Here is a 23506-nt window from a genome sequence, read left to right as displayed (position 1 = left end):
TTCCTTGTCAGATAACAGGAGGAGGCAACTGGCGGCAGATCCGCCACATTGCCAGCGCACTTAAAAAAGGAACGGCGGCCAGCGCCAGCCAGGGAATGACCGCATCGGGAGAGGGCGTCAGGGCGTTATCGAGCAGGCCGCCGAGCAGGAAGTTGCCCGCCAGCACCGCGACGCCACCCATTGACGAGAGCGCCCCGTAATGCGCGCCGAGATTATGCTCCCCGGCAAAACGCGGGATCAGATCCATCCCGACCGGCACAATCAGCATCTGACCTATCGTCAGCAGGGTGATCAGCAATACTGACGGCATCAGCCGCAGCCAGCCTTCCGGCGGAATCGTCCAGGCGAACAGCGCCACGGCGACAAACGCCGAAGACAGCAAGCCGAAGCCCGCAGGTAAAATCCGCGCGGCTCCGATGCGGCGGGCAAATCGCGCCAGTGGCATTTGCAGAACGATCACCAGAACCGAGGCCAGCACAAACAGCGGCCCGAGATCTTTTTCGCTGCCGCCCGCCCGGCGCAGTTCCACCGGCAACGCCAGATACAGCTGGTTATAACTGAACAGATAGGCGCTGTAAGCGATGATAAAGGCCACAAAGCGCGGCTGACGGAAGGTCTGCCACCAGGGCACAATTTTCAGTTCAGCGGCGCGTTTTGGCGAGGCGGGCAGGGTGAAAAACAGCACCAGCAGCGCAATCAGAAACAGGCCGGAACCGGCCAGCGCCACCGGCTGAAAGCCGTAACCGGAGAGCAAAGAACCGAGCAGCGGCCCGAGTACCGCACCCAGTTCGGCGCAGACCGCTGACAGCGCAAACCATTCCGCACGGCTGCGCTTGCCGGCTTTTTCACTGTGCGTTCCGGCCTGTGCCAGCAGGGCTTCAATCGACGGAGAAAACAATGCGCCACCGACACCGGTCAGACAGGCACCGAGGATCACCGGTGCCAGCGTGTCGGAAAGTCCGAGCAGCAGAAAACCGGCGATGCGCACCACACAACCCAGCAGAATGATGACCCGCGCGCCGTAACGATCTGACAGCGCACCGCCGAGCAAAAACATACCCTGTTGCGAAAACGTCCGCAGCCCGAGCACCAGACCGATCGCCCAGCCGGAAAGCAATAAATGGTCGCGCAGGAAAATCGCCAGAAACGGTACAACAGCATAAAAGCCAATGTTAAACACCAGACTGCTGGCGAGCAGCAGCGGCGGTTTGGGCGCAGAAGGGCGCGCAATAAAACGGGTCAGCATCCGGTTATCCGTTAACGGTCAAAGGTAAATGAGGAATGGCCTGCAGCAATTGCCGCGTATGAGTATGGTCCGGCGCACGCAACACGGCCTGCGTGGCGCGGTCTTCCACAATCTCACCGTCGTGCATCACCAGCAAGCGGTCGCACAATCCGGCGACCATCGAAATATCGTGCGTGACCATCAGCAGCCCCATGCCATTTTGGTGCGTCACCTGTTGCAGCAGCTGTTTCACCTGTTCACGCAGCGGCAAATCCAGCCCGCTGACCGGTTCGTCCGCCACCAGAAAATCCGGCCGGATCGCCAGTGCGCGGGCGATAGCCACCCGCTGCGCCTGTCCGCCGGAAAGTTCGCCTGCCGCGCGTGCTGTCAGCGTGTCGCTCAGGCTGACCTGCGCCATCACATCGGCCACGCGCAGACGGATATCGCCGGTATATCCGAGCCGTTTCAGCGGTTCGGCAATGATGTGTCCCACGCGCTGACCGGGCGGCAGCGAACCGGCCGGATCCTGCGCGATGTACTGCACGCGCCGCCGGTAGTTGCGCAAGGCGCGCACGGAACCGGGGCGGATCAGACGGCCTTCGCAATACACCTCACCGCTGTCCGGCGCATCCAGCGCCAGTAATATTTTCAGCAACGAGGATTTTCCGCAGCCGGACGCCCCCACCAGACCGATGCGTTCATGGCGGCCGATGTGCAGCGAAAGCCCGGAAAACAGCGCGTTATGTTGCCTGTGCCAGAACCCGCCCGGCAGGGCAATACGGCGGCTGATATTGTGCAGATGCAAAAAAGGTTCCGTGACCAGATGTAATGCCGCGTCCATCAGACCGCCACCCCGCACCATGACGCAGTATCCTGATGCACTAAGGCAGACTGCCGGGCGGCATGCACCAGACGTTTGGTATAGGGATGCTGCGGATGGCTGAGCAGTTGCGTCATGCGGGCAGATTCCACCAGCACGCCGTTTTCCATCACCAGCGCGCGTTCGCATAACTGCGCGGCGACGGCAATATCATGGGTGATAAACAGCAGCGCACGCGGCGGTTGCGGACCGGCGCAGGCATCGCGCATCACCTGTAAAACCTGTTGCTGCGTAATCACGTCGAGCGCGGTGGTCGGTTCGTCAGCGAGCAACAGCGGGGAAGAAGAGCGCATCGCCAGCGCCACGCACAGACGCTGGCGCTGGCCGCCGGAAAGCTCCGCCGGATAACGGGCAGCAAACTGCGGAATATCCCCCAGTCCGACGGCATCCAGCATGGCGTGAATATCTTGTGCGCTGGCGGCGGGCAGGGCGAGACGCAACTGTTTGCCCAGTGTCATCAGCGGATTGAGGGCCGTGGAGGTATCCTGAAACACCGTCGCGACGCGGCTGGCTGCACCGCGTGAAACCGGATGTTTGCCGCACACTTCCACGCCATTGACGCGGATATGGCCGCTGAGTTCTGCCCCCGCCGGCGGCGTACCGGTGATGGCTCTGGCGGTCAGGGATTTACCGGAGCCGGAAGCGCCGAGCAGACAAACGCGCTCGCCCGCATGGAGGCTGAAGCTCAGATCACGGATGCGTGCTGTACCGGCGAGACGGAGAGTGAGGTTTTCCACCGCAAGAACGGGGCCGTTATGTTGCGTCCTGTCTTCTGTCATTCCCTAACCCTGTCCGTCGCTGTGATTCACTTGATATGTGATAACATAACAAAACGAGTCAATTTGATGCAAAACATTTCTGCTTTTTCTCTCCTTCCCCGTCGTTGATCGCTTTCACCGTCCTGCATTTTTTTGCCCGGGATGAAAAGAACAGGGCAAAAAAGTCCTCCACCTGCACAACCCTGAGCAACGGCCTTTACGCCACTGAATGATAGGTTAAATGCATCTTTTTACGGCCGCATGTCGGTAAACGAGTAAGGGTGTTGTACTCATGGCGAGTTATTTTTTCTCCAGCCCGCGCGTGTATTTTGGCGACGGGGCCATCACTGCATTAAACAGCCTGAATAATAAGAAAGTCGCGATCGTCACGGATGAGTTTATGGTGACGTCCGGCAAGACCGCGTACCTGACGGAACACATGCCGCAGGCGACGGTATCGGTGTACAGCAAGGTCAGGTCGGATCCGGGTACCGACATTTTGCAGGAGGGCGCGGCGCAGTTTAAAACCTTCAGGCCGGATGTGATTATTGCGCTGGGCGGCGGTTCGTCGCTGGATGCGGCCAAAGGCATCAAGGTCACGCTGGAAGACCATTATCAGCAACAGGCCATCGAGCTGATCGCCATTCCCACCACCAGCGGTTCCGGCTCGGAAGTGACCTCTTACGCGATCATTTCCGACCCGCAAAACGGCCGTAAATACCCGCTGGTGTCGCAGGCGCTGGTGCCGGATACCGCCATTCTTGACCCGCAACTGGTGCTGAGCGTGCCGCGCCATATCGCGGTCGATACCGGTATGGACGTCCTGACCCACGCCATCGAAGCACGGGTATCAACGGGCGCGAATGATTTCAGCGATGCGCTGGCTGAAAAAGCCATTGCCCTGACCTGGCAGTATTTACCCCAGGTTTACGCCGATGAGAAAAACATCGCGGCGCGCACCCATATGCACAACGCCTCCTGCATGGCGGGCATGGCGTTCAACTCCGCAGGTCTGGGGCTGGTGCATGGTATGGCGCACGCCCTCGGCGGGATGTTGCACATTCCCCACGGCAAAATTAACGCCATGCTGCTGCCGTTAATCATCGAATTCAACGCCGCGCACGCCGCTTCCGACACCCTCGGCCGTTACAGCCAGTGTGCCGCCATTCTGGGGATCGGACCGGCGGAACCGCAACCGATGATCGCCCGGCTGGCAGAGAAAATCCGCCAGCTCAATCTGCAGTTTGGTATTCCCCGCAGCTTAAAAGAACTCGGTACGGATCTGGCGGCATTTGACGCCCTGCGTCCGGCACTGGCCGATGCCGCGCTGGCGGATGGTTGCACGGTCACTAATCCCTGCCAGCCTTCTGCGGCGGATGTGGAGCGGCTGCTTTCCTGCCTCGCCGGAGGCGACGAATACCGCGCACCTGCGTTCGCCGTGCCGGTCGGCATCTCCAACCGCCATGTGCATTTGTGCCGCGAAGATATGGACGCCCTGTTCGGTTACGGCTCGACACTGACTCACCTGAAAGCGGTAAAACAGCCCGGCCAGTTTGCCGCCGAAGAGACCGTCACCTTGCGCACGCCGAAAGGCGATATCCCCAATGTGCGGGTGCTCGGCCCGCTGCGCAGCACGACGCAGATTGAAATTTCGGTGGCCGACAGTTTTGTGCTGGGCGTAAAAGCGCCGGTCAGGATGTCGGGGGATCTGGAAAACTCGCCGGGGATTGAGCTGGTCGGGCCGCAAGGGCGGGTCAGTAAACCGCACGGAACCATTGTGGCCTGGCGGCATATCCATATTTCGCCGCAGGACGCGGAACGCCACGGTTTGCGCAACGGCATGGAAATCGATTTGCAGGCGCAGGGGCAGCGCGCGGGCATTCTCAGTCATGTGCTGGTGCGGGTCAGCGCCGGTGCGGTGGCGGAACTGCATATCGATGTGGAAGAAGCCAACGGCCTTGGCCTGCGCAACGGCGATTTGCTGTTCCGCACCGGCAGCGGATCGCGCCCATGAACACCACGGAACATCAGCGTCTGTCGCGGCTGATTGATAAGTCGATCGCCGATCTGCTGGTACGACAACGCACGGCGCGCCATGACGCAGGCAAAACCGTGCGCGTGGTGATCACCGGCAGTGACCTGACAACGTTGCCGATGACGCTGAAAAGCCTGCGCGCGCTGAGCAGCGCCGGTTATCCGTTGCAGGTCGCCTTTTCGCACAGCGCCGGTGAGAGCGGTCTGAAAGCCGCGTTACTGCCAGAACTTGCAGGATTGTGCACGGCGGCCGAGCCGTCAGAGCTGCCCGCCGGTGCCGATGACAGCCTGTATTTACCGGCGCTGTCCACCAACAGCCTGAGCAAAATCGCGCTGGGTTTGCGCGACAACCTCGCGACAACGCAGGTGTTCCACGCCTTACGCAACCAGACGCCGGTGATTGTCACCCTCAACCCTGAACTGCTGCATCTCAGTGAATGCGGTTTTGCGCCCCCATTACAGGCGCGGCTGAAGGCGTACATCGATGCCCTCGGGCAATACGGCATCAGGGTTGATGGCCGCGAAGACACTCGCGGACAGAAACGGCTGATCACCCTGAAGGATATCCGCCTGTATCAGGCAAACGACACATTACGCATCGGCAGCAACACGCTGATCACGCCAGCTGCGCAGGATGAAATCCGGCGGCAGCACATCACCGTGATCCGCTGAAACGGGAGGAGTTATGTATCTGGCAAAAGTGACGGGTGCGCTGGTCTCCACCACCAAACACGTCTCATTAAACGGGGCCAAGTTACTGATGGTGGCACGTCTCGATGAAAATTATCAGCCCACCGGCAGCGCGCAGGTGGCGGTGGACTTTGTCGGCGCAGGAAATGGCGACATCGTCATTATTTCCACCGGCAGTTCAGCGCGTATGAGCAACAGCAAAGAACATTCGGTGATTGATGCGGCCGTGGTCGGCATTGTCGATCCGCAGGATCTCTCATAAGGAGCCGCTATGAATGACCCTCTCGACGGCTGGATTTGCGCGGCGATTTCCCGTCAGCAAAGCGGGCAACACCCTGCGCTGAGTCTCGACGACTGCGCCCTGCTGGCAGGGTTTGCCGCCGCAGAAGCGCAGGCTATCGGTGTACCCATGGTGTTCAGCCTGGCCGACGCCAGCGGGCATCAGCGTTACTACTTCAGTATGGAAAATGCGTTGCTGATCAGCCATCAGCTGGCACCGCAAAAGGCGCGCACCGCCGTGGCGCTGAAAATGCCGACTCACCGGCTCGCGGCGCTGATCCAGCCCGGCGCCGCGCTTTACGGCCTGCAACATCAGGACGGCATTTGTTGCATCGGCGGTGGTTTGCCTTGCTGGTCGCAGGGCGTGTTACTCGGCGGGATTGGCCTCAGCGGCGGCAGCGTGGAACAGGATCTGACCGTGGCGCGCAACACACTGAGCCGTTTCAGCGCCGCCCGTTTCGTACTCTCAACAGGCAATAATTAACAGGGGTCAACATGTCCTTCGGTTCTTTGGTTTTGGTGATTAACTGCGGATCCTCCTCGCTGAAATTCTCGCTGGTTCCTTCTGATACCGGCGCGCCGGTGCTGTCGGGTCTGGCCGAAAGGTTAGGGCTGGATAACGCCAGCATGACGTTGAAAGACAACCACGGGCAGAAAACCACGGTTGCGCTGAGTGAGGCCAGCCATGTCTGTGCGCTGAAAGTGCTGTTCAGGGAACTGGCGGAGCGGCAGTGGCTGCCTGCGGTGCAGGCCATCGGTCACCGTGTCGCTCACGGCGGCAGCGAGTTTACGCAATCGGTGCGGCTGACGCCTGAAGTGACTGAGAAAATCCGCGCACTGTCGGCGCTGGCACCGCTGCATAACCCGGCCAATCTGACCGGCATCGATGCGGCCATTGCCCTGTTACCGCAGGTGCCGCAGGTCGCCGTGTTCGATACCGCTTTCCATCAGACGCTGCCTGCGGCGGCGTACACCTACGCGATCCCGCTGGAATACCAGCAGCGTTATCAGGTGCGGCGTTACGGCTTCCACGGCACCTCGCACCGCTATATAGCGGGCGAAGCGGTGACCTTGCTCGGTCTCGACCCGGACGATCACGGCATCCTGATCGCCCATCTTGGCAACGGTTCTTCGGTGTGTGCGGTACAAAACGGACGCAGCGTGGATACCTCGATGGGCATGACGCCGCTGGAAGGGCTGGTGATGGGCACGCGCTGTGGCGATCTGGATTTCGGTGCGGCGGCACACATCGCGACCTGCACCGGCCAGAGTCTCGATGCGATGTACAAAATGATGAATAGTCAGGCCGGGCTGCTCGGCATATCAGGCACGTCCAGCGACTGCCGCACGCTTCAGGAGGCACGCAGTCAGGGCGATGTGCGGGCGACGCTGGCGATTGATGTGATGGTACACCGGCTGGCGCGCCATCTGGGAGGGCATCTGACCTCGCTGAAACGTCTGGACGCCCTGATTTTCACCGGCGGCATCGGCGAGAATTCTGCGCTGGTGCGCGAACTGACGCTGGCACGCCTTGGCGTGCTGGGGCTGACGCTGGATGCACAGAAAAATCAGCGCACCTGCGGCGGTCGCGCGGGAGTGATTTCACTTCCCGGTTCACCGCGTGTGGTGGTGATCCCGACCAATGAAGAAAAAATGATTGCGCTGGATGCGCTGGCGACAGGTACCGCGCAGATGGTGCATGAAGAATGAACCAGAAAACAGAGAGATTTTATTGTCCGTAAGCCGTGCGGAATAACAAGAAAGTCCGGCTGACGGGCAAAACATTTTGTCCTGAGGCTCTTATTATCATCGTGCGTTAATTGTCTTCCCCTACTCACTATCAGAGGTCGTTATGCAACAAGAAGCGTTAGGTATGGTTGAAACAAAAGGTCTGGTTTCTGCAATTGAAGCTGCGGATACCATGGTGAAATCCGCCAATGTCACGCTGGTGGGTTATGAAAAAATTGGGTCCGGGCTGGTCACCGTTATGGTGCGCGGCGACGTGGGCGCGGTAAAAGCCGCCACGGATGCCGGGTCTGCGGCGGCGCTGAAAGTCGGTGAACTGGTGTCTGTGCATGTTATTCCACGTCCGCATATCGAAGTGGAAAAAATTCTGCCAAAAGCCGTCGGCTAATAACGGTCGGTCAATAAACCCGGAGGATACTGACCATGAGAGATAATCTTGTTGAGCAGATTATATCTGAAGTAGTGAATAAGCAGACCGGTGAACATGCCAGGGATAAAAAAGCCGCCAGTATTACCGGTTGTGGTTTAACCGAATTTGTCGGCACCGCCCTCGGACATACTATTGGTCTGGTTATTGCCAATGTCGATCATCAATTACATGACGTCATGAATATCGACAAGAAATATCGCTCTATCGGTATTCTTGGGGCGCGCACCGGTGCGGGTCCGCATATATTTGCGGCCGATGAAGCGGTGAAAGCCACCAACAGCGAAATATTATCGGTGGAACTGGCGCGTGATACGGAAGGCGGCGGCGGACACGGATGTTTAATTATTTTCGGTGCTTCTGATGTGTCCGACGTCCGCCGTGCAATTGAAGTGGCGCTGTCTGAAATTGAACGCACCATGGGCGATGTTTACGGCTCCCCGGCCGGGCATCTTGAATTCCAGTACACCGCCCGCGCCAGCTTTGCGCTGAATAAAGCCTTCGGTGCGCCGGTCGGTAAAGCCTTCGGCATGACCTGCGCCTCCCCCGCAGCTATCGGCGTGGTGATTGCCGATGTGGCGGCGAAATCGGCAGTGATCGAGCCGGTGGGGTACGCCAGTCCGTCGAAAGGCACCAGCTTCAGTAACGAAGTTATTTTCACCTTTGCCGGTGATTCCGGTGCGGTGCGTCAGGCGGTGATCGCGGCGCGTGAAGTGGGGCTGCAACTGCTTGCCACGCTGGATCCGGCACCCATCAGCTCCACCACCAAACCTTATATTTGATGGTTAACCTTGCGAAGCGATGTGAAGTAAGGAATTAACAGCATGAATGATATTGAAATTGCTCAGGCGGTCTCCAACGTGCTGAGCCGGTTTAGCAAAACCACACCGCAGCCGGTTGCCGGAAACGCGCCGCAGCCTGTACCGGTGGAACCTCAGGGGCCGCTCAGCGTTTCTCTCGACGCCATTGTCGCCAGGGCGCTGGCACAGACGCCCCGTCAGACCCCGGCCATCGCGGTGCAGTCTCCGGCCTGTGACGCGGGTAACGGTGCATTTGCCTCGATGGACGAGGCGATCGCTGCCGCGGTGCTGGCGCAGGTGCAGTATCGCCACTGTTCCATGCAGGATCGGGCGGCCTTTGTTCAGGGCATCCGAGAAGTTTTCTTACAGAACAGTGTATTAGAGGATATTTCCCGCATGGCGGTGGAAGAAACCGGCATGGGCAATTATGCCGACAAGCTGACTAAAAACCGCGTGGCGGCGCAGAAAACACCGGGGCTGGAAGATCTGATCACCGGTGCGCTGAGCGGCGACAGTGGCCTGACGCTGACCGAGTTTTCAGCTTACGGCGTGATTGGCTCGATTACGCCGACCACCAATCCGACGGAAACCATCATTAACAACAGCATCGGTATGCTGGCGGCGGGAAATTCCGTGGTGTTCAGCCCGCATCCGCGCTCACGCAAGGTCTCTTTATATTGCGTGGAACTGATCAACCAAAAGCTTGCCAGCCTGGGCGCACCGGCCAATCTGGTCGTCACGGTGACTCAGCCTTCCATCGACAACACCAGTGCCCTGATTAATGACCCGCGCATCAATATGCTGGTGGCGACCGGCGGTCCGGCGATTGTGAAAACGGTGATGTCCTCCGGCAAAAAAGCCATTGGCGCGGGGGCGGGCAATCCGCCTGCGGTGGTGGACGAAACCGCTGATATCGAAAAGGCCGCCCGCGACATCATTCGCGGATGCAGTTTCGATAACAACCTGCCGTGTGTGGCGGAAAAAGAAGTGATCGTCGTCAATCAGGTGGCGGATTATCTGATCCATTGCATGAAGAAAAGCGGCGGTTATCTGCTGTGTGACAAAGCCCTTCTTCGCCAGCTGGAATCGCTGATACTGAACGAAAAAGGCAGCGGGCCGGACACGGCGTTTGTCGGCAAAGACGCGCGCTACATCCTGCAACAACTGGGTATCAGTGCGCCGGAAGACACCAAAGTGATCCTGGTGGAAACCGAGAAAAATCATCCGTTTGTGGTGCATGAACTGATGATGCCGGTGCTGCCGATCGTCCGGGTCGATAACGTGGATGAAGCCATTGAGCTGGCGGTGCAGGTCGAGCATGGCAACCGGCATACCGCCATCATGCATTCCACCAATGTCGAAAAACTCACCAAGATGGCGCGCCAGATCCAGACCACGATTTTCGTGAAAAACGGGCCTTCCTATGCCGGACTGGGTGTCGGCGGCGAAGGGCATGCCACGTTCACCATCGCCGGACCGACCGGAGAAGGGCTGACGTCGGCGCGTTCATTCGCCAGAATCCGTCGCTGCGTGATGGTCGAGGCCCTTAACGTCAGATAAGGGGCGGCGATGAAAAAACGCATCATTAACGCACCAACGCCGGACATCGTGGCAATGATAAAACGCAGGATGCCCGGGGAATTCCGTTCACGGCTTGATCTTATCCGTATCGATGCCATTGGCATGATTATGTTGCCGGTGCCGGATCTCTATTTCTATGCCGATGCCGCCAGTAAAAGTGCCAATGTGGTGGTCTCGGAAATATTCGGCAGTTGTCCGCAACATATCACGACGCTGGCCATATTTGGCGAAGTTGCCGCCGTGAATGAAGCCATGCGAATAATAGAAGACGACAATAATAATAGCGCTTTCTGATTATCCGCAGATAAAACGATTACTGCCGCAAGGTGAAATCATAAATTTCGGGAGTTATTCTATGTTAGAGAAAGGCTTTTCTAATCCGACCGAACGTGTTGTAAGACTCAAAAATATGATCCTGCATGCGAAACCTTATGTGGAATCTGAGCGCGCAGTATTAGCGACGCAGGCTTATAAAGAAAACGAACAACTGCCCGCTATTATGCGCCGGGCGCGCGTGGTCGAAAAAATATTTAATGAGCTGCCGGTCACCATTCGTCCTGACGAACTGATTGTCGGTGCCGTGACCATTAATCCGCGCTCCACCGAAATATGCCCTGAATTCTCTTACGACTGGGTCGAAAAAGAATTTAATACCATGGAGCACCGGGTGGCGGACCCGTTTATTATCGCAAAAAAAACCGCTGACGATCTGCACGAAGCGTTTAAATACTGGCCGGGTAAAACCACCAGTTCGCTGGCGGCGTCTTATATGTCAGAAGGCACCAAAGAAAGTATGGCCAGCGGCGTGTTTACCGTCGGCAACTATTTCTATGGCGGTGTCGGGCATGTCAGTGTGGATTACGGCAAAATCCTGAAAATCGGTTTTCGCGGCATTATTAATCTGGTGACGCACGAACTGGACAATCTGGATCGTTCAGAGCCGGGATATATTAAAAAAGAGCAATTCTATAACGCCGTGATTATCAGCTACCAGGCGGCCATCAACTTTGCCCACCGCTACGCGCAGGAAGCCACGCGGCTGGCGCAGCTGGAAAGCAATCCGGTGCGTAAACGCGAGCTGGAACAGATTGCCCAAAACTGTCACCGTGTGCCGGAAAACGGTGCCAGCACCTTCTGGGAAGCCTGTCAGACCTTCTGGTTCCTGCAAAGCATGTTGCAGATTGAATCCAGCGGTCACTCTATTTCACCGGGACGTTTCGACCAGTACATGTATCCGTATCTGGCCGCCGATACCGGCATTTCTCAGGAGTTTGCTCAGGAACTGGTGGACTGCTGCTGGATCAAGCTTAACGACATCAACAAAACCCGCGATGAAATCTCCGCGCAGGCGTTTGCCGGTTACGCGGTGTTCCAGAACCTGTGCGTCGGCGGTCAGACCGAAGATGGCCGCGATGCCACCAACCCGCTGACCTATATGTGCATGGAAGCCACCGCGCATGTGCGCCTGCCGCAGCCGTCATTCTCCATCCGCGTCTGGCAGGGCACACCGGATGAATTCCTGTTCCGCGCCTGTGAACTGGTGCGTATGGGGCTGGGCGTTCCGGCGATGTACAACGACGAAGTGATTATTCCGGCGTTGCAAAACCGTGGCGTCTCGCTGCACGACGCCCGTGATTACTGCATCATCGGCTGCGTGGAACCTCAGGCCCCGCACCGTACGGAAGGCTGGCACGATGCTGCTTTCTTCAACGTGGCGAAAGTGCTGGAAATCACCCTTAACAATGGCCGCGCGGGCAACAAACAGTTAGGGCCGGTGACCGGCGAAATGACCGGATACGCCAGCATTGATGATTTCTTTGCGGCCTTCAAAAAACAGATGGCGCATTTTGTTCATCAGCTGGTGGAAGCCTGTAACAGTGTCGATATCGCCCACGGCGAACGTTGCCCATTACCGTTCCTTTCCGCGCTGGTGGATGACTGTATCGGTCGCGGTAAATCGTTACAGGAAGGCGGCGCGATCTACAACTTCACTGGCCCGCAGGCCTTTGGTATTGCTGACACCGGGGATTCCGTTTACGCCATCCAGAAACAAGTGTTTGAAGATCGCAAACTGTCTCTCACTGAACTGAAAAGCGCGCTGGACGCCAACTTCGGTCATGCCATTGGCAGCGCACCTCACGCGGCAGGCGGCAAGTCATCGCTGGGAGAACAGGAAATTCATGAGATGGTGAAACGCATCATCGAACAGCATGGTTCTCTGGATCCGGCCGCCATCAAAAATGAAGTGTACCGTCAGCTGGCCAGCGGTAACTCTGCGGCTCCGGCAGGGAATAACTCCCGTTTCGAAGAGATTCGCCACATTCTGGAAAACTCACCGTGCTTTGGTAATGACATCGACGAAGTGGATCTGGTGGCGCGTCAGTGCGCGCTGATTTACTGCCAGGAAGTCGAAAAATACACCAACCCGCGCGGCGGTCAGTTCCAGGCCGGGATCTATCCGGTATCGGCCAACGTGCTGTTTGGTAAAGACGTGGCTGCACTGCCGGACGGTCGCATGGCGAAAGAACCGCTGGCCGACGGGGTATCGCCGCGTCAGGGCAAGGATACGCAGGGGCCAACGGCGGCAGCTAACTCGGTGGCCAAACTCGATCACTTTATTGCCTCCAACGGCACACTCTACAACCAGAAATTCCTGCCGTCTTCACTGGCCGGAGAACAGGGGCTGCGTCATTTCAGCGGTCTGGTGCGTAACTACTTTGATAAGAAAGGGATGCATGTCCAGTTCAATGTCATCGACCGCAAAACGCTGATCGAAGCGCAGAACAATCCTCAGCAACATCAGGATCTGGTCGTGCGCGTCGCCGGTTACAGTGCGCAGTTTGTGGTGCTGGCGAAAGAAGTGCAGGACGACATTATCAGCCGGACAGAACAACAATTCTGATCAGCAACCTTCACGGGCTATGTAGCAATACATAGCCCGTTTTTTAAATAACCTGTGGCGCGGATGGCGGGTCAAGTATGAATAAAGTCGATTACCAAACTGAAGGCGTGCTGTTTAATATCCAGCGCTATTCTTTGCACGACGGACCGGGGATCCGCACCATTCCTTTTTTTAAAGGCTGCCCGCTATCATGCAAATGGTGCAGTAATCCGGAATCGCAACGTCCGCAGCCGGAATTATTGTTTAAGAAAAGTGAGTGTATTCGTTGCGGTAAATGTCTTGAGGTGTGTAAACACCAGGCATTATCGGTCAGCAACGCGTTCTTTATAGATCGCGAGCGGTGTATTCAGTGCGGCGAATGTACGCAGGTGTGCCCGACGCAGGCGCTGGAAATGAAAGGCAAACGCATGACGGTGGCGGAAGTCATGCGCGAATTACAAAAAGAAGAAAACCTGTACCGGCGTTCCGGTGGCGGCATCACGCTTTCCGGCGGGGAACCGCTGGCGCAGCCGGTGTTCGCCCGTGAACTGCTGAAAGCCTGCAAGGAGAAGGGCTGGCATACCGCAATGGAAACCACCGGCTTCACCACGCCTGAGGTGATTGCGGATGTGTTCCCTTATGTCGATCTGGCGCTGACGGATATCAAGGCGGTCAATCCGGCGGTGCATTTCGCCAATACCGGGGTGGATAACAGCCTGATCCTGGAAAATTTATTGCGTATTTCGTTTCTGACCAAAGTGATTGTGCGTATTCCGGTGATCCCCGGCGTTAACGATAATACGGAAGAAATTCACCATATCGCGGAATTTGCGCGGCTGATGTCCAATGTCGATACCCTGCATTTATTGCCTTATCACGCTTTTGGTGAAAATAAATATGGCCTGCTCGGGCGTATTTATCCGATGGGTGAGGCAGAAAGTATTGCGGAATCAAAAATTGAAATATTAAAAAAAGAAGTCGAGTCATCAGGTTTTCATTGCCATATCGGCGGCTGAGTTTCCGGTCAGGACATCCAGCCTCGTATAACAATAATCACAAAAGGGTCGTTGTATGCATGATTCAGTAAAGACGCAGTGCATTGCAGAATTTCTCGGTACCGGCTTATTTTTGTTTTTCGGCATCAGTTGTCTCTGTGCAGTGAAAGTGGCCGGAGCCAGTTTCGGCCTGTGGGAAATCTGCATTGTCTGGGGGCTGGGGATCTCGCTGGCTGTTTATCTCACCGCCGGGATTTCCGGCGCACATCTGAACCCGGCGATCACCATCGCCTTGTGGCTGTTCGCCCGTTTCCCCGCGCGCAAGGTGGTGCCTTACATTATTGCGCAGGTGGCCGGTGCATTCGGCGGCGCGCTGCTGGCGTACATGTTCTACCACAACCTGTTTATCAATTTTGAAACCGCCAACCACATGGTGCGCGGCAGTGCGGAAAGCCTGCAACTGGCCAGCATTTTCAGTACCTACCCGTCAGCCGCGATCAGCGTGTGGCAGGCGGCATTTATTGAAATTGTTATCACGTCGATTCTGATGGGGCTGATCATGGCGCTGACAGACGACGGTAACGGCGTGCCGCGTGGCCCGCTCGGCCCCTTGCTGATAGGCATTCTGGTGGCGGTTCTCGGTGCCTCGACCGGCCCGCTGACCGGGTTTGCCATGAATCCGGCGCGTGATTTTGGCCCGAAATTATTCACCTTCTTTGCCGGCTGGGGCGACATCGCCATGACCGGTGGCCGCGACATTCCTTACTTCCTGATCCCGGTTATTGCGCCGGTGATCGGTGCCTGTCTGGGGGCGGCGGTGTATCGCCTGTGTATCGGTAAAAACCTGCCGGGCAGTGCGCCGGTGGCGGAGGTCGCCAAACCGTAGCTTTCTTTCAACCAATAAAAAACGGCGGTGCCTGTGCATCGCCGTTTTTTATGGTGCGGGTTACGCTTATTTTCGATGGTTAGCGCCACGGGGCTTTGGTTTTTTGTTCTCCCTAGCCGGCGGTACATCTTCCTGTTTCGCGGCTTCAGGAAAATCCATACATGTGGAGACATCCGGTGTTTCTTCCACATTCACCACCGGGATGGTGTGCGGATTTTCCTGCGGCGTAATCTCAGGTTCCGCAGGGGTGAGGCCTGTCGTGTCTGCGGAATAAATCATGCTTTCGATGTATTGCGCGGTGCGGGCAATCACCTTGTGTGCCACCACGGTACTGACCTTGCTGGCGGCCAGCACACCTGCCGCGACGGCGGCATTGATGGCACCGACTTCGCCTTCCAGTTTGACGGTGACCATGCCGCCGCCCAGCGTCAGTTCATAGCCGACCAGCGTGACATGTGCGGATTTCATCGCAGCATCTGCGGCTTCCACCGCCGCGGCCAGACCGACGGTTTCTATTAATCCCAAACTTTGTCCGGGCATAAGTCGCTCCTGTTATCAGATTCATGGTGAAGTGCGTCGTGCACTGTTTAGGCGTTATCGCGCAGTGCCGGGGCTTTGTCGGTTTTTTCCCACGGGAACATGTCACGACCAAAGTGGCCGTAACAGGCGGTCTGACGATAACGGGGAACAAGTAAATCCAGCATGGCGATAATCCCGCCGACGCTGAGATCAAAATGACGGTTAACCCGCTGGACAAGTTGTTGCTCTGTCAGCGGACTGCTGCCGAAGGTATCGATACGGATGGCAACCGGACGGGGCAGGCCGATGGCCCAGGCGAACTGGACTTCACAGCGTTCCGCCAGCCCGGCCGCGACGATGTTTTTCGCCACATAACGCGCCGCATAAGCCGCACAGCGATCCACTTTCGACGGGTCTTTACCTGAAAAGGCACCGCCGCCTTGACGTGCCGCGCCGCCGTAGGTATCCACGATGATTTTTCTGCCGGTCAGGCCGCAATCGGCTGCCGGACCGCCGGTGACAAAGCGTCCGGCGGGGTTAATCAGAAAGCGGGTTTGCGGCGTGATCCAGCGGGCAGGCATAACCGGTTTGATGATCTCTTCCAGCACCGCTTCGCGCAGGTCGGTAAGGGAAATCTCCGGGCAATGCTGCGTGGAAATGACCAACGTATCAGCGGCGATCACCTGATGCTGGCGATAGCGTAATGTGACCTGACTTTTGGCGTCAGGACGCAGGAAGGGAAGCTGTCCTGACTGGCGTAACGCGGCCTGACGCATCATCAGCCGGTGCGCATACACCAGCGTGGCGGGCAGGTATTCCGGCGTTTCGTTGCAGGCATATCCGAACGTGATGCCCTGATCGCCCGCGCCCAACGATTCAGGATCCGCGCCGCCAATGCCTTGTGCAATATCGGCAGACTGTTTGCCCAGCATATTGAGTACGCCACAGGTCGCGCCATCAAACCCCAGCCGTGAATGGTCATAGCCGATTTCCCGCACGGTCTGGCGGACAACAGATTCGATATCGACGCTGGCGGTGGTGCTGATTTCGCCCGCCACAATGACAATGCCGGTTTTGACCAGACATTCACAGGCCACTCTGGCCTGCGGATCCTGCAAAAGACAGGCATCCAGAATGGCATCCGCTATCTGGTCGGCCATTTTGTCCGGATGCCCGGCGGCAACCGATTCAGAGGTAAAAAGGATATCGTCCAAAGCTGTGCCACATTGTTCAAAGGTTCCCCCATGGTAGGGGGCGACCGGTGAAAGCGGCGTACATTATCTTGCGGGCAGGGTGGACTTTTTTGCCCTCGCGCGACGGCGGCGCACAAAATTAACCTGCCAGCGGCTTAACAGGTTTCCGGCGCGACGATTTTGCGGTAATCCGACGGCGCCATACCGGTCTCTTTTTTAAAGATCCGGCAGAAATAGTTGGCGTCCTGCCAGGACAATTCCAGCGCGATGGTGTTGATTTTCAGGTCACTGAACTGCAACAGCGATTTGGCAACGCTTAACTTGCGGCTGGCAATGTAGTTTGAGAAACCGGCACCGGTCATTTTCTTAAACGCCCGGCTGAGATAACAGGAACTGACGAAAGATCGCGCGGCAATCTCGTCGAGGGTCAGATTATTGAGGATGTTTTTCTCAATGTGGAAGCGGGCGCGGTCGATAAAACTCATCGTGCCGCTGAAGTGCTTCAGCGCATGGTCGAACAGGGTTTCGCTGATGCTCAGCAGGGCAGACATAATGCGGTAATAGGAGCGGGCAGAAACGCCGGACTGGCTGATCTCCTGCATCAGCGCCGTCAATTTTTGCGCGGCGGGCTGACCTTTCTCCCCCGTTGCCAGAAGATGCTGATGCACGATGCCGAGCACATCGGTCAGTAATTCGCACCGGCCGCTGGCGCAGGCGTCATCCAGGGCGTCAAACAGAAACCTGTGCCACTGAGGATAGTCGCACTGCCCGATCATCGTATCGACGTTCTGTTTCAGCGCGCGTGACGCGGCGATATCCACGTCGCTGACATCGAGGGTTTTCCTGATGGCGTCGGTCAGGGTGCTTTTCTTCACCGGTTTGAGCAGATAATCATCCACTTTCAGATTGAGCATGCTGCGCACGATATCAAAATCGTCATTGGCGGTGGTGACAATCACTTTGGTGCTGGCGCTATTACGGCGCAGATATTCAATCACCTGATTGCCGTTAGGCAGCGGAATATTAATATCGACAAACATCATGTCGATTTGATCGAGATTGTCGATCAGCTGGATGGCTTTTTTCCCGGTATTGGCTTCATGTACCACAGAATTATCGACATACTGAGAGACAATCCGCCGTAAAGATTCAGATTCAATGAGTTCGTCTTCAACAATCACAATATTGTACATGCTCAGATCTCCGTTTTTCAGGCTTGCAGCATCGGGAATTTCAGGGTGATGGTGGTGCCCATTCGTGGCTGATGGGCGCTGGATATATTCAGGCCATAGCTTTCCCCAAATAACAGCTGAAGCCGGTTTTTTATATTATTAATGCCGATACCGCCTTTCTGACGGTTTTCGTCACCGGATAAAATACTGGCAATGTCGGCCTGAGAAATGCCGTCGCCGTTGTCGGTTACCTCCAGAATGACATCGTGCCCGTCGTCCGTGGCGCAGATGCGCAGCAGGCTGGGCGTGTCGCGCGGCTCTACGACGTAGTTGAAAAAGTTCTCCACCAGCGGCTGCAAAATCAGAAACGGGCAGACGACATCAAAATACTTTTCGGGAATGTCGCACTGATAATCGAACCGGTCATTCATTCTGACTTTCTGGATGGACATATAACTGGTGACATAATTAATTTCATGGCTCAGCGTAATCAGCCCATGATTATTTTTACGCAGTAAATAACGCATCATATCGGAGAAATCATGCACCATGGTTTCCGTGCGCTGGGCATCTTCCAGATAGGCCAGACGGCCGATGGTATTTAACACGTTAAATAAAAAGTGCGGGTTAATCTGATAAGACAGGGCTTTAAATTCCGCCTCATGTAATGAACGTTCTATTTCCACTCTTTTGCGCAATTCATCGGTGAGTTCGAGATCTTTTCTGTGCAGTTCCCGCTGAATATTATTGGTATGCGCCTGTTCCACCAGATAAGACGAAACATGCAATAAGGTGGAGGCGGTCGATTCAAAACGATCGTAAGGCATGCGTTTGGCATCATGATGTAAATCGATCAGCCATTCGTTTTCTTTCCATATTTCGTTGTTATCGAGAATATAAGGAATGGTGCGCTCTTTTTCTTCCTCGACTTTTACCTGCCCGGAAATAAACGCGCCCAGATAATGATCGTTGATCATGATCGGCACGGCGAATTCCACAAAGCCGCAGTAACAGCGGTAAACCACCGGCTTTCCCGCCTCCATGGCGGCGCGGCCCCCGGCATTATCACTTTCATAACAATGCGTTGCCAGCGATGCGTTAAGCCGTGAGCGGGCGCAGAAATCGGAAAACCCGCTGGCCTGTGTCACCGGCACGCCATCGTGATCGACCACCACTAAGGCAATCATCATCGATTTACTGAAATTATCCTGGAGGGTTTGAAGTCTTTTTACATCAAGAAATTCATGCAATTTATATTTTTTATTCATTACGATTACCTGCATTGGTAATTGAAAGCATTCACCATATAAATATACAGGAAGGCACCTTTATGTATTTTGAAACCCGTCACAGCGGGCCAGTTTAGTTAATGCTGAATATTAATTTATATGCGCGGATGTTAATTATAAGTGTGAAAATCAGTCAGGTATTTACCGTTCAGAGGCAAAATGATTAACGTGCTATGCCCCATGCAGGACCCGCGGGGGCAGCGCAGGCGGAATCCGTCAGATGATGCGAAAGAAGTATCACATCATCTTGTGGCGGCCGTATTTGATATTTATTTGTTCTGCGAGAAGTGTTGGGAACGCCAATGCAATTTTGGGGTGAGAAAGCATTGGGTTTGTGCGATGGGTTGGTCGTTCATCAGATCACTGATCATGCTGAAGCAGTGCATGGCCAGCTCTCCGCAGTCCTGCGCAACCGTGTCAATTTTCACGGACAGGGAATCGTACAGATAGTGGTCGTCAAAACTGCACAGATGGATATCGCTCTCGAGCAACTGATGCTGGCTCATATAGCGCAAAACCCCTTCCATCAGGCCACAGGAAGCCACGAAAAGTGCTTTGGGCGGACGCCCGAGTCGGGCGCACAGTTGCGCGAACATTTCATAGCCGGAGCTCGGGTGGTAGTTGCCGTACATCACCCAGTCGGGATTCAGAGTGATACCCGCCCGCTGCAGGCCAAGCTGATAGCCCGCGAGGCGATCCCGGGTCGGAGAAATACGTGGCTGGCCGCCGAGAAAATAAAACTCATCACGCCGGGTCTGAGCGATACGTGAGACCAGTTCTGCTGAGGATTCGATGGCTTCACACACCACAATAGGTAACTGCGTGTCCTGCATATGGCGGTCGAACAAGACGACAGGTAATTGCTGGCTGATTTTTACGTATTCCGCATCATTGAGCATACTGGACGCGACAATCAGTCCGTCGACCTGACGCTGAATGAGATTGTTGACCACCATGGTTTCCTGGCTGGTGTTTTCGTCCGTACAGGCAATCAGCAACTGCATGCCGTTTTCACGACACAGCGTTTCAAGTTCGTTAGAGCAGACGGCAAAGCCATAGTTGGTCATTTCCGGCACCACCAGTCCCAGCGTGAAACTGCGGGTGACATTCAGCGAACGGGCGTGAATGCTGGGCTGATAATGATGTTCAGCCGCCACGGCGAGTACCCGATCCCGGGTGAGATCGGAGATCCGAAATTTCTTGCTGTGTCCGTTGAGTACCTGGCTGGCAGTCGATTTGGAGACGCCAGCCAGTTCGGCTATGCCACTGATAGTGATGCGTTTGGTCTTTTTCACTGCGCCATATTCTGTTGTCCGGAAAGACATTTATTCTATCACGCATTCCGCCAACGACCAGTGGCGCAGCGTAATCTGATGAGAACCCTGCAAGTTCAATTGTGCCGGTAAAACAGGGAAATAGCGTGAAGACATTACCGCTTCTCCGTCATTAATAAAAATCTCAAGGCTTGATGCGTCGCTTAACACCGTCAGCTTGTGCAACGGGCCGCGCCAGATACGCTGTTCCGGCAAGCCAGTACGCCGGTTTTTTCGCGTTAAACGCAGCCATTCGCCGTCAAAGCTGAGTGTCATGTCGCCACCTAAATCCGCGCTGAAAGCCTGTTCAGTGACAATTTCCGTCTCGGCTTTTGTGATGTCCAGAGGAGGGCAATCGCCGGCAATCCCCTGCCATTCTTTCGGGTCACGACGAAGCTTTTGCAGTTCACGTGCCGGTTTTTGCATGATTTTACCCGCCACCAGCGTCAGTTCGCGCGGGCAGGTCATGGTATGCAGCCAGCCGTTTTTCACCGTCGGCTGGAAAAATTCATCGCCGTCCGGGATACCCATCCATCCCATCAGCAGACGCCGTCCGTCATCCGTTTGCGTGGTTTGCGGCGCATAAAATTCGAATCCCAGATCCAGCTCAGTGAATTCGCCGTGCTCAAGGGTCGCATTGTCGTAATCCAGTTTTCCGACAAAATAACCGGACTGGAACGTATTCAGATACCGGTCAGATCCCGCTGCCAGACCTTGCGGACAGCAAATCAGAATCTCGTTATCTGCCAGCCGGAATAAATCCGGGCATTCCCACATGTAGCCGAATTCGCCCAGCCCGTGTAACCCTGAACCGGCAATTTCGCCCAGAAGATCCCAGGCTGATAAATCGTCAGAACGCAGCAATAACACTTTGCCCTGAAGGCTCAGGTCCTGAGCGCCCAGCACCATGTACCAGTGGTTTTCATGCCGCCAGACTTTCGGATCACGCACATGTCCGGTATAGCCTTCAGGCAGATTAAATACCGGCCCGGTTTTATCAAATTCGCCGTCTGCATTTTCGCGCGCCAGACACTGAAATGCTGTACGACTGCCATCGGGATATTTCACGTTACCGGTATAAATCAGCGTGAGCTGGCCGTTGTCTGTCACGGCTGAGCCGGAATAACAGCCGTGGGTTTCGTAGTCCTCTGAAGGTGCCAGCGCCAGCGGCTCATGCTGCCAGTGGAGTAAATCCGCCGTGCTCCAGTGTCCCCAGAATTTAGCGCCGTGCGCGCAGGCCAGCGGGTTCCATTGATAGAACAAATGGAAACGGCCGTTATGCTGAATAAATCCATTCGGGTCATTGAGCAGCCCGACCGGCGGCGCGAGATGCCAGCCGGGGCGGTACGGGTCTGCCGCCGCGTTAACCTGACCGGCTACCACGCTGCGCAGTGCTTTTTTCAGCAAACTGACTTCTGTCATTTTTCACTCTCCGTGTTGTATTTCAGCAGCAATGACAGCAGGAATGCGCTGCCGAAGGCAATCACTAAACCGATCAGGTAGCTGAGAATAGAGCTGGCCTGCACGATTGCCAGCCCCGGAATACCGGTCAGACCGACCGCCGTCATATTGACGTGCATCGCCACTACCCAGGCACCGCCGAGCGCACCACCTGCCAGTGCCGCCAGAAAAGGCTTCATGAAGCGCAGGTTGATCCCGAAGATTGCGGCTTCCGTAATACCCAGCATGGCGGAGAACGCCGAAGGCACCGCAATGGCTTTAATTTTCGCATCACGTGTTTTGAAGTAAACCGCCAGACAGGCACCGCCCTGCGCGATGTTGGCCATCGACCAGATCGGCAGCAGGAAATTCACGCCGATATTCGGGTTACCCAGTAAACCCGCTTCGATCGCATGGAAGCTGTGGTGAATACCGGTGATGACGATCACCGAATACAATCCGCCAAATATCAGCCCTGCGAACCAGCCTGCATGGGTGATCAGGGTGCTGAGAATGAAGGAGATACCGTCACCGAGCGCGCGTCCGGCCGGACCGATGATCAGGAAAGCGATAAAACCGGAAATAATCACCGTCAGGAAAGGTGTCAGGATCAGATCCAAGGCATCCGGGATCACTTTACGCAGGCGTTTTTCGATGAAACTCATGAACCACACCGCCAGCAACACCGGAAATACCGTGCCCTGATAGCCGATCATCGCAATCTCAAGACCAAAGAAATTCATGGTGTGGAAACCGCTGGCAACGCCCCAGGCGTTAGTCAGCGCCGGATGCGTCAGGATGCCGCCCAGCGTGGCACCGAGGAACGGGTTGCCGCCAAATTCCCGCGCGGCGGTGAAACCAATCAGAATTGGCAGAATGATAAACGCCGCTGAACTGAACATATCGAGCATGATAAAAATCGCGCTCTCCGGGTTGGCCCAGCCGTAGGTTTTCACCATGCCGAGCAGCCCCATCAGCAGGCCGGATGCCACAATCGCAGGAATAATCGGCACGAAAATATTCGACAACACGCGGGCGATGCGCTGGAACGGATTCAGCTTTTGCGCCGCAATATCCGCGGCTTCAGATTTACTGGATTCGCTGATACCGGCCACTTTAATGAATTCGGCGTAGACCTTGTTCACCAGCCCCGTACCAAAAATGATCTGAATCTGTCCGGCATTACTGAAACAGCCCTTAACGCCTTCAACCTGTTCGATAGCACTTTTGTTGATCAGACTGTCGTCCGCCAGCACCAGCCGCAAACGGGTGGCACAGTGTGCCGCGCTGGCAATATTGTCCTTTCCGCCCAACAGCGGAAGCAATTCAGTCGCGATTGCATTGATATTCATAGAATCCCTTAGTTTTTCATTATCATTTACGCCCGGTCTGGCCGGG

The 23506-nt window shown here is 55.9% G+C and carries 22 protein-coding genes; 12 read left to right on the top strand and 10 right to left on the bottom strand.

What is annotated here, in order from left to right:
* Positions 1-7: 7 nt before the first annotated feature.
* The 3 genes from EYY67_RS11965 to EYY67_RS11955 are packed head-to-tail and all read right to left on the bottom strand — an operon-like array spanning position 8 to position 2884.
* A complete protein-coding gene (locus EYY67_RS11965) occupies positions 8-1246 on the bottom strand; it encodes an MDR family MFS transporter (RefSeq protein ID WP_131693568.1) in 1239 nt (412 codons plus the stop codon).
* Between the two features lie 4 nt (positions 1247-1250).
* Positions 1251-2066, bottom strand: coding sequence for an ABC transporter ATP-binding protein (locus EYY67_RS11960; protein ID WP_095925842.1), 816 nt, complete (start codon positions 2064-2066; stop codon positions 1251-1253).
* Positions 2066-2884 carry an ATP-binding cassette domain-containing protein gene (locus EYY67_RS11955; RefSeq protein WP_131693567.1) on the bottom strand — a complete coding sequence of 273 codons (819 nt, stop codon included), beginning with the start codon at positions 2882-2884 and terminating at the stop codon, positions 2066-2068. The genes EYY67_RS11960 and EYY67_RS11955 overlap by 1 nt, the downstream gene beginning before the upstream one ends.
* Before the next feature lie 271 nt (positions 2885-3155).
* On the opposite strand from EYY67_RS11955, the gene pduL reads away from it, so the two are divergent.
* The 12 genes from pduL (at position 3156) to pduF (ending at position 15182) form a co-directional block, all read left to right on the top strand.
* On the top strand, positions 3156-4877 hold the full coding sequence (gene pduL, locus EYY67_RS24855) for a phosphate propanoyltransferase (protein ID WP_278248209.1): 1722 nt from the start codon (positions 3156-3158) through the stop codon (positions 4875-4877).
* Complete coding sequence (locus EYY67_RS11945) at positions 4874-5569, top strand: flavoprotein (RefSeq protein ID WP_131693566.1); 696 nt, start codon at positions 4874-4876, stop codon at positions 5567-5569. Before pduL ends, EYY67_RS11945 begins: the two co-directional genes overlap by 4 nt.
* Positions 5570-5582: 13 nt before the next feature.
* Positions 5583-5849 carry a EutN/CcmL family microcompartment protein gene (locus tag EYY67_RS11940; RefSeq protein ID WP_095925475.1) on the top strand — a complete coding sequence of 89 codons (267 nt, stop codon included), beginning with the start codon at positions 5583-5585 and terminating at the stop codon, positions 5847-5849.
* A 9-nt stretch (positions 5850-5858) separates the two neighbouring features.
* The gene (locus EYY67_RS11935) at positions 5859-6350 is read left to right on the top strand and encodes a GlcG/HbpS family heme-binding protein (RefSeq protein ID WP_131693565.1); all 492 of its coding nucleotides are present in this window, start codon (positions 5859-5861) and stop codon (positions 6348-6350) included.
* A gap of 11 nt (positions 6351-6361) precedes the next feature.
* Positions 6362-7576 (top strand): propionate kinase, encoded by a 1215-nt coding sequence (gene tdcD / locus EYY67_RS11930; RefSeq protein WP_131693564.1) that lies wholly within the window; start codon positions 6362-6364, stop codon positions 7574-7576.
* Positions 7577-7718: 142 nt separating this feature from the next.
* A complete protein-coding gene (gene grpH / locus EYY67_RS11925) occupies positions 7719-8000 on the top strand; it encodes a propanediol utilization system shell hexameric protein GrpH (protein WP_095925478.1) in 282 nt (93 codons plus the stop codon).
* Positions 8001-8035: 35 nt separating this feature from the next.
* Complete coding sequence (gene pduB, locus EYY67_RS11920; protein ID WP_131693563.1) at positions 8036-8821, top strand: propanediol utilization microcompartment protein PduB; 786 nt, start codon at positions 8036-8038, stop codon at positions 8819-8821.
* Positions 8822-8863: 42 nt separating this feature from the next.
* A complete protein-coding gene (locus EYY67_RS11915; protein ID WP_131693562.1) occupies positions 8864-10399 on the top strand; it encodes an aldehyde dehydrogenase family protein in 1536 nt (511 codons plus the stop codon).
* 9 nt (positions 10400-10408) lie between these two features.
* Positions 10409-10714, top strand: a complete 306-nt coding sequence (locus EYY67_RS11910; protein WP_112289093.1) for a BMC domain-containing protein — start codon at positions 10409-10411, stop codon at positions 10712-10714.
* Between the two features lie 61 nt (positions 10715-10775).
* Positions 10776-13322, top strand: coding sequence for a glycyl radical diol dehydratase GrpM (gene grpM / locus EYY67_RS11905; protein ID WP_131693561.1), 2547 nt, complete (start codon positions 10776-10778; stop codon positions 13320-13322).
* Positions 13323-13399: 77 nt separating this feature from the next.
* Positions 13400-14317, top strand: coding sequence for a glycyl-radical enzyme activating protein (locus tag EYY67_RS11900; RefSeq protein ID WP_131693560.1), 918 nt, complete (start codon positions 13400-13402; stop codon positions 14315-14317).
* 55 nt (positions 14318-14372) lie between these two features.
* Positions 14373-15182: a propanediol diffusion facilitator PduF gene (pduF, locus tag EYY67_RS11895; protein ID WP_131693559.1), complete on the top strand. Its 810-nt coding sequence runs from the start codon at positions 14373-14375 to the stop codon at positions 15180-15182.
* Positions 15183-15248: 66 nt separating this feature from the next.
* On the opposite strand, the gene EYY67_RS24850 is transcribed toward pduF, so the two are convergent.
* From EYY67_RS24850 to EYY67_RS11860, 7 genes are all read right to left on the bottom strand, one after another.
* Entirely contained in the window at positions 15249-15722 is a 474-nt protein-coding gene (locus tag EYY67_RS24850; RefSeq protein ID WP_131693558.1) for a BMC domain-containing protein, read from the bottom strand.
* Between the two features lie 47 nt (positions 15723-15769).
* Positions 15770-16915 carry a methionine adenosyltransferase gene (gene metK, locus EYY67_RS11885; protein WP_131693557.1) on the bottom strand — a complete coding sequence of 382 codons (1146 nt, stop codon included), beginning with the start codon at positions 16913-16915 and terminating at the stop codon, positions 15770-15772.
* Between the two features lie 134 nt (positions 16916-17049).
* A complete protein-coding gene (locus EYY67_RS11880) occupies positions 17050-18087 on the bottom strand; it encodes a response regulator (protein WP_131693556.1) in 1038 nt (345 codons plus the stop codon).
* Positions 18088-18104: 17 nt separating this feature from the next.
* Positions 18105-19334 (bottom strand): sensor histidine kinase, encoded by a 1230-nt coding sequence (locus EYY67_RS11875; RefSeq protein ID WP_131693555.1) that lies wholly within the window; start codon positions 19332-19334, stop codon positions 18105-18107.
* A gap of 290 nt (positions 19335-19624) precedes the next feature.
* A complete protein-coding gene (locus EYY67_RS11870) occupies positions 19625-20680 on the bottom strand; it encodes a LacI family DNA-binding transcriptional regulator (protein WP_095925489.1) in 1056 nt (351 codons plus the stop codon).
* The gene (locus tag EYY67_RS11865) at positions 20681-22090 is read right to left on the bottom strand and encodes a sucrose-6-phosphate hydrolase (RefSeq protein WP_095925490.1); all 1410 of its coding nucleotides are present in this window, start codon (positions 22088-22090) and stop codon (positions 20681-20683) included. It lies immediately after the preceding gene.
* A complete protein-coding gene (locus EYY67_RS11860) occupies positions 22087-23460 on the bottom strand; it encodes a sucrose-specific PTS transporter subunit IIBC (protein WP_095925491.1) in 1374 nt (457 codons plus the stop codon). The genes EYY67_RS11865 and EYY67_RS11860 overlap by 4 nt, the downstream gene beginning before the upstream one ends.
* Between the last annotated feature and the right edge of the window lie 46 nt (positions 23461-23506).

The sequence above is a fragment of the Rahnella victoriana genome (assembly GCF_004330295.1).
Taxonomy (GTDB): domain Bacteria; phylum Pseudomonadota; class Gammaproteobacteria; order Enterobacterales; family Enterobacteriaceae; genus Rahnella; species Rahnella victoriana.
Note: the sequence above shows the minus strand (reverse complement) of the source record. Positions and strands in the feature narration are given on the sequence as shown.

Excerpts from the sequence above, each read along its gene's own strand:
- EYY67_RS11965 (WP_131693568.1), bottom strand. The coding sequence starts at position 1,246 with ATGCTGACCCGTTTTATTGCGCGCCCTTCTGCGCCCAAACCGCCGCTG.
- EYY67_RS11960 (WP_095925842.1), bottom strand. The coding sequence starts at position 2,066 with ATGGACGCGGCATTACATCTGGTCACGGAACCTTTTTTGCATCTGCAC.
- EYY67_RS11955 (WP_131693567.1), bottom strand. The coding sequence starts at position 2,884 with ATGACAGAAGACAGGACGCAACATAACGGCCCCGTTCTTGCGGTGGAA.
- pduL (WP_278248209.1), top strand. The coding sequence starts at position 3,156 with ATGGCGAGTTATTTTTTCTCCAGCCCGCGCGTGTATTTTGGCGACGGG.
- EYY67_RS11945 (WP_131693566.1), top strand. The coding sequence starts at position 4,874 with ATGAACACCACGGAACATCAGCGTCTGTCGCGGCTGATTGATAAGTCG.
- EYY67_RS11940 (WP_095925475.1), top strand. The coding sequence starts at position 5,583 with ATGTATCTGGCAAAAGTGACGGGTGCGCTGGTCTCCACCACCAAACAC.
- EYY67_RS11935 (WP_131693565.1), top strand. The coding sequence starts at position 5,859 with ATGAATGACCCTCTCGACGGCTGGATTTGCGCGGCGATTTCCCGTCAG.
- tdcD (WP_131693564.1), top strand. The coding sequence starts at position 6,362 with ATGTCCTTCGGTTCTTTGGTTTTGGTGATTAACTGCGGATCCTCCTCG.
- grpH (WP_095925478.1), top strand. The coding sequence starts at position 7,719 with ATGCAACAAGAAGCGTTAGGTATGGTTGAAACAAAAGGTCTGGTTTCT.
- pduB (WP_131693563.1), top strand. The coding sequence starts at position 8,036 with ATGAGAGATAATCTTGTTGAGCAGATTATATCTGAAGTAGTGAATAAG.
- EYY67_RS11915 (WP_131693562.1), top strand. The coding sequence starts at position 8,864 with ATGAATGATATTGAAATTGCTCAGGCGGTCTCCAACGTGCTGAGCCGG.
- EYY67_RS11910 (WP_112289093.1), top strand. The coding sequence starts at position 10,409 with ATGAAAAAACGCATCATTAACGCACCAACGCCGGACATCGTGGCAATG.
- grpM (WP_131693561.1), top strand. The coding sequence starts at position 10,776 with ATGTTAGAGAAAGGCTTTTCTAATCCGACCGAACGTGTTGTAAGACTC.
- EYY67_RS11900 (WP_131693560.1), top strand. The coding sequence starts at position 13,400 with ATGAATAAAGTCGATTACCAAACTGAAGGCGTGCTGTTTAATATCCAG.
- pduF (WP_131693559.1), top strand. The coding sequence starts at position 14,373 with ATGCATGATTCAGTAAAGACGCAGTGCATTGCAGAATTTCTCGGTACC.
- EYY67_RS24850 (WP_131693558.1), bottom strand. The coding sequence starts at position 15,722 with ATGCCCGGACAAAGTTTGGGATTAATAGAAACCGTCGGTCTGGCCGCG.
- EYY67_RS11880 (WP_131693556.1), bottom strand. The coding sequence starts at position 18,087 with ATGTACAATATTGTGATTGTTGAAGACGAACTCATTGAATCTGAATCT.
- EYY67_RS11875 (WP_131693555.1), bottom strand. The coding sequence starts at position 19,334 with ATGAATAAAAAATATAAATTGCATGAATTTCTTGATGTAAAAAGACTT.
- EYY67_RS11870 (WP_095925489.1), bottom strand. The coding sequence starts at position 20,680 with ATGTCTTTCCGGACAACAGAATATGGCGCAGTGAAAAAGACCAAACGC.
- EYY67_RS11865 (WP_095925490.1), bottom strand. The coding sequence starts at position 22,090 with ATGACAGAAGTCAGTTTGCTGAAAAAAGCACTGCGCAGCGTGGTAGCC.
- EYY67_RS11860 (WP_095925491.1), bottom strand. The coding sequence starts at position 23,460 with ATGAATATCAATGCAATCGCGACTGAATTGCTTCCGCTGTTGGGCGGA.